This is a genomic window from Streptomyces sp. NPDC055078, from assembly GCF_053607985.1.
Map to the genome: position 1 here is coordinate 1 of NZ_JBSGUP010000609.1, position 5067 is coordinate 5067.

Sequence of the window (5067 nt, forward strand, 5' to 3'; positions counted from 1 at the left end):
CTGGGGTGCAGGGGCCCGCACTGGTCCGGGGCTGGGGCCCGGGTGCGTGGACTGAGCCCGTCCGGCGATTGAGGACACGTCCGGAGGACGTGCCGCTCCACGGTGGCGCGCCTCAGGACGCACCCCGTGCGTCAGGTGCGCCGGGGGAATCGGGTGCCCCCGGCGCGGCAGGTGCATCCGACACCCCGGGCGTATCCGGCGCACCCGGGGTGTCGGGCCGGATCTGGATGTGGTCCGGCTCCAGCTCAAGCAGTACGCGGTCGCGCATGCCCAGGGCCTCGGTGTAGTCGGCCGGGAGCTGAAGGCGGCCCGCGCGGTCGAGCATCGCGTACTCCCGGGCCACCACCGACTCCTGGCCCGTCGCCGTGTCGACCTCGGTACGGCGGAGGATCTCGGTGGAGGTGCGCCCGTCGCGGATCGCCACCGTACGGCGGACCTCGTCGGCCACCGCCTGGTCATGGGTGACGATCACGATCGTCGTGCCGAGTTCCTCGTTGGCCGTACGGAACGCCGCGAAGATCTGCTCGGCGGTGTGCGAGTCCAGCTCACCCGTGGGCTCGTCGGCCAGCAGCACCGACGGCTCGTTCGCCAGTGCCACCGCGATCGCCACCCGCTGCTGCTGACCGCCGGACAGCTGGTGCGGACGGCGGTCGCGGCACTCGGAGACCTCCAGCAGGGACAGCAGGGCGTCGGCCCGCTCGCCCTTGCCCGCCCGGCCGCGAGGGCCGCCCCGGCGGCCCCGGAGCTGCATCGGCAGCGCCACGTTCTGGACGGCCGTCAGATACGGCAGCAGATTGCGGCCCGTCTGCTGCCAGACGAACCCGACCACGTCGCGCCGGTAGCGCAACCGCTCCTTCGACCCCATCGCCAGCAGATCGCACCCGGCCACCTTCGCGGCCCCGGCCGTCGGCTCGTCCAGGCCCGCGAGGATGTTCATCAGCGTCGACTTGCCGCTGCCGGACGCCCCGACCAGCGCCATAAGCTCCCCCTCCCGTACCAGGAGGTCGAGCCCCTGGAGGGCCTGCACCTCCACGCCGTCCGTGGAGAAGACCCGGACCAGCCGGTCGCAGGTGATGAGGGCGTCGTGTCCGTACGCGGGGCTCGCCCGCCGGGCCGCCGCCCGCCGCTCCAGCTCCCGTAGCGCGGAGGAGTCGTTCATCGCGTGTCTCCCACCCTCAGATCGGTCGTCGTCGTACGCCGGGTGCTCAGCCATGCCTGGACCGCGGCCACCCCCGCCGCGATCACCAGCACGGCGATCGCGGGCAGCAGCAGACTCCAGGGGTCGGCGCGCAGCCGCACCGGCCCGATGGGGCTCGCCGTGGCAAGTGCCAGCCGGCCCAGCTCGATACCGGGCCCGAGCAGTTCGATCGCCGCCCAGCCGACCAGGGCCCCGCCCAGCGCGGCCAGCAGGGTCCCCGGAAGGCTCTCCAGGACCAGCAGCCGCCGGCCCTGGCGCCGGGTCAGGCCCATGGTGCGGAGCCTCGCCAGCAGCGCGGCCCGCTCCGGTGCCGATTGCAGGAGGGACAGGACCACCGCGAGCACCGCGTAACCGGCGCCCGCCGCCGTGGCCGCCGCGTAGATCCGTTCGGCGCCGCTCTGCGCCGGCGAATCGACGGCACTCGCCCGCTCGGCGGAGCGCAGCGTCACGGACGCGGTGCCGCCCGCCGCGCGCACCGCGTCCCTCAGGGCGGTGCCGGAGACGGAAGGACCGGAGACCAGCAGGGTGGTCGCGGGCTCCGAGCCGGGCAGGCCCGCCGAGTCCACCAGGAGGAACTCGCCCTCCGGCATCCCCGGAACGGTTTCCCGTACGGCCACCACCCGCAGGCCGACCAGCCCGTCAGCCGTGCCGATCTCCACCGGTCCCTCACCCAGCCGCTCGGCGACACCGGGGGAGGCGATCGCGGGCCGCACCCCGTCGGTGCTCCCCGGCTCACCGGCGGATTCCGGCTCACCCTCGGACCCCGGCCCGGCGGTGAGCAGACCGGCGCTGAACGCGCCCAGGCCGGTGGCGCGCGCCAGCCTGGCGTACGCTTCGGGCTCGACCGCGAGCAGGTTGACCGCCTGGGTGTCGCCGTCGCGCAGATTCACATCGAACTCCCGGCGCATGGTGACCACCTCGCGTACCCCGGCGACCTTCCGCACCCGGTCGGCCAGCGTGTCCGGCAGTGCGTCGGCGGCCTCGATCCGGGCGTCCGCGCCCACCGCCGACAGCGCGGCGCGGTCCCGGGCGTCGGCGACCGCCGCCAGTACCGAGCCGCCGAACGCGGCCGTCGTCAGCGCCACCAGCAGGGCCAGCAGCGGCAGCGCCGCGGTGGCGGGGGAGCGGCCCGCGCGGGCCAGCGACAGAAAGCCGACCGCGCCCCTGCGCCGGGCCATCGGCAGCGCCGCCAGCCGCAGCGGCAGCGGATACAGCCGTACGAGCACCAGCGCCGCGACGACGCCCACCAGCACCGGAGCGGTACTGACCAGCTCGTCCACCCGGCCGTCCGTACCCCGCCGCCGCAGCGCGAACACCGCCGCCACCGCCAGCGCCACCAGCGTCAGCTCGGCCACGGTACGGCGGCGCGACGGCCTGGCCCGGACCAGATCGTTCCGCTCGCCCGGCAGCCGCGTCCTGCGGTGGATGAACACGGCGCGCAGCGGCAGCGCGGCACACGCGAGCAGCGCGACCGCACCCGAGGCGAGCAGCGACGGCAGCGCCCCGCCGTCCGGCACCAGCGCGAGGGCGAGCAGGCAGCCCACGGCGGCGGCGGGCAGCACCGGGACCGCGACCTCCGCGAGCAGCCGCCCCGCGACCCCGCGCACCGAGGCGCCGCGCGAACGCAGCAGGGACAGTTCGGCGTTCCGCCGGGCGACGGCCAGGCCGCCCGCCATCAGCAGCACGATCCCGGCGACCGTGCCCACCCCGACCGCGGCGACCGCGACCACCGGGCGGATCGCGGTGAGCAGGTCGTCGAAGCCGAGCAGGATGTCGTCGAGTCCGGTGTCCACCTCCAGCGCCGGCGAGACGGATTCCCGCAGCCGGGCACGCACCGGGCCGTGCTCCAGCGAGGCGACCGCCTCCCGGAACCGGGGCAGATCGCCGACGGTCAGCCCGGACGCGTCGGTGGCGATACGCCAGTACGCCTCGGTCTCCGGCGACACCGGCAGCAGCGCGGGGGCGGACTCGGGTGCCAGCAGGAGAGCGCCGTGCCAGTACGGCTGGGGCGTGGGGGGTTGGGTGTACAGCTTCGTCGGGGTGCGCAGGAGGGGTTCCACGGACCAGTAGCTCAACTGCGGATGCAGTGGTTCCACGATGCCGGTGACCGTGACGGCCAGCGGCCGGGGCGCACCCTGCCGGGGCAGATGAACGGTCGAGCCGACCTTGATCCCCAGTGCTCTGGCGGTGGCCGATGTGACCACGCCTTCCACGGCGTCCGTGGCCGGGGAGGTGGCGGTCGCCCTCGGCAGCCTGCCCGACACCGGCCGGGTGTGCTCGGCGAGTCCCGCCTGCGCGCTGAGCGTGAACACCGGCCGTCCGCCGTCCAGCTCCGGCAGCCAGGGATCGGTCGCCGCCACCGGCTTACCCGCGGTCCTCGCCCCGTACGCCGACTGCCCGGTGTCGGCCCGCAGCGGCTCCGGCAGCGCCGCCAGGATCTGCCGGTACTGCTTCGCCAGCCGCTCCGGGCTCAGCTCGGCGGCCGGTGCCGCCGGATCGAGGCCGTCCGTGTTCGCGTCCGGCGCCGCGCTCAGCCGTACCCCGCCGAGGTCCGGCGACGCGGCGCCCAGCTCATGGCGCAGCCCCTCGCTCTCGTACGCCTCCACCGCGCGCGGGAAGACGGCGGCCAGGAAGGAGGTCACCAGCGCGAGCAGCATCAGGGCGACCGCGGGCCCGGGCGCGGCACGCAACCGGGTACGGACCCAGGGGGCGACGGCCCTCACCGCACTCGCCTCCCAGCACTTCCCGTGGACACGGAATTCCCGGTGGACATGGACTTCCCCGTGGGGACGGACTTCCCCGTGGGCACGGACACTTCGCTCCCTGGGCCGGTCGCGCCTCCGACAGGTCCCGGCGGCGTGCTCACGATGGCGGCGGGGTACGCGGCGCGGAGCCGTTCCGGGCACCCGGGGCTCCGGCGGCTCCAGCGGCCCGGGGTCCGGACCGGGCCAGGAACAGGGACCGGGGTCTGTCCTGGGACCCGAGCCTGTCCCGGGACCGGGACCGGGACCGGGCCCGTGACCGTGACTGTGTCCGTAGGGCGTGTGGGGGACGGGATTCGGCGGTACGCCGGTCCCGGTGGCGTGTCCGTACGGCTGGTGCGGCCCGGCACCGGGTCCCTGCGGTCCACCGGTCCCCGGCCCCTGCGGCCGACCGGGACCGGGCCCGGGACCCCGGGGCTCGCCGTGTCCGGCTCCCGGCGGTCCGCGGCGCCGCGGTGCCCGTCGGGACACCACACCCCGTACGGGGGCCCGGCCCTGGCAGTGGCCATCTCACTCGCCTCCCTGTGCGCGCAGCGCCGTCGTCGGATCGCCGCGGCGCAGCGCGAGGGCGGCCACGATGGCGGCGGGAGCCGCGGCCACGGCCGCGAGCAGCAGGGCCACCCGCCCGGCGGGCAGTTCGATGAGCACGGTGGGGACGGGCTGGGTGGCCTGGCCCGTCAGCACGATCAGGGGGACGACGGCGCGGGTGAGCACCGTGCCCAGGGCCAGCCCGATCAGCAGGGCGATCCCGATGAGGAGGGACTGTTCGGCGGCCAGCAGCCTGGCCAGTTGGCGCCGGGGCGTGCCGAGGGCCCGGAGCACCGCGAACTCCCGTGAGCGCTCCCGGATCGCCCCCACCGTGGCGACCGCGAAGCCGACGGCCGCCAGCGCGGCGGCGACGCCCGCCGTCGCGAGGAGCGCCGACTGCGGACCCGCGCCCAGGGGGTCGTCGTGCAGTTCGTCCGCGATCTCGTCACGCACCTGGATCTGCGCCGGATCGACATCGGGCCGCTCCCGCAGCGCCGCCGCGACCTGGGCGGCCCGGCCCGGTTCGGTGAACAGCCACCACTCGGCGGGCGGGAGGGAGGCGTCGGGGCGGGCCGCCAG

The 5067-nt window shown here is 75.9% G+C and carries 3 protein-coding genes; all 3 read right to left on the minus strand.

Going from position 1 to position 5067, the window contains the following annotated elements:
- Positions 1 to 112: 112 nt before the first annotated feature.
- Complete coding sequence (locus ACWF94_RS33200) at positions 113 to 1159, minus strand: ATP-binding cassette domain-containing protein (RefSeq protein WP_453497115.1); 1047 nt, start codon at positions 1157 to 1159, stop codon at positions 113 to 115.
- Entirely contained in the window at positions 1156 to 3921 is a 2766-nt protein-coding gene (locus tag ACWF94_RS33205) for an FtsX-like permease family protein (RefSeq protein WP_453497118.1), read from the minus strand. The genes ACWF94_RS33200 and ACWF94_RS33205 overlap by 4 nt, the downstream gene beginning before the upstream one ends.
- A gap of 549 nt (positions 3922 to 4470) precedes the next feature.
- A partial coding sequence (locus ACWF94_RS33210) for an FtsX-like permease family protein (protein ID WP_453497121.1) occupies positions 4471 to 5067 on the minus strand: 597 nt, incomplete at its 5' end.